This is a genomic window from Sphaerisporangium perillae, from assembly GCF_023276435.1.
GTDB classification, from domain to species: Bacteria; Actinomycetota; Actinomycetes; order Streptosporangiales; family Streptosporangiaceae; genus Sphaerisporangium; species Sphaerisporangium perillae.
In genome coordinates, this window is the sequence record NZ_JALLPO010000116.1 from 1 (window position 1) to 777 (window position 777).

Here is a 777-nt window from a genome sequence, read left to right on the forward strand (position 1 = left end):
GTGCCGGGTGCGGGGAGGAAGTTGCGGCCGGCGTCCTCGGCGTTGATCCGGAACTCGATGGAGTGTCCGCGCACGTCGGGGTCGTCGTAGCCGAGGGGCTCGCCGTCGGCGATGCGGAACATCTCGCGGACCAGGTCGATGCCGGTGACCTCTTCGCTCACCGGGTGCTCGACCTGAAGGCGGGTGTTGACCTCCAGGAAGGAGATGGTGCCGTCCTGGCCGACGAGGAACTCGCAGGTGCCGGCCCCGACGTACCCGGCCTCGCGCAGGATCGCCTTGGAGGAGGTGTAGAGCAGTTCCTGCTGCTCGCCGGTCAGGAAGGGCGCGGGGGCCTCCTCGACCAGTTTCTGGTGGCGGCGCTGCAGCGAGCAGTCACGGGTGGAGATCACCACGACATTGCCGTGCCGGTCGGCCAGGCACTGGGTCTCCACGTGCCGGGGCCGGTCCAGGTAGCGCTCCACGAAGCACTCCCCGCGCCCGAACGCGCTGACCGCCTCGCGGACGGCCGACTCGTACAACTCGGGGATCTCCTCCATGGTGCGGGCGACCTTGAGCCCGCGCCCGCCACCGCCGAACGCCGCCTTGATCGCGATCGGCAGGCCGTGCTCGGCGGCGAACGCCACGACCTCCTCCGCACCCGACACCGGGTCCGCCGTCCCGGCGACCAGCGGCGCGCCGACGCGCTGCGCGATGTGCCGGGCCTGGACCTTGTCGCCGAGGGCGTCGATCGCGGCGGGCGGCGGGCCGATCCAGGTCAGGCCGGCGTCGATCACCGCC

General features: G+C 72.1%; 1 protein-coding gene. It reads right to left on the minus strand.

Annotation, left to right across the window (positions count from 1 at the left end):
- On the minus strand, positions 1-777 hold a 777-nt coding region (locus tag MYF83_RS42255; protein WP_248966452.1), incomplete at both ends, for an ATP-binding protein.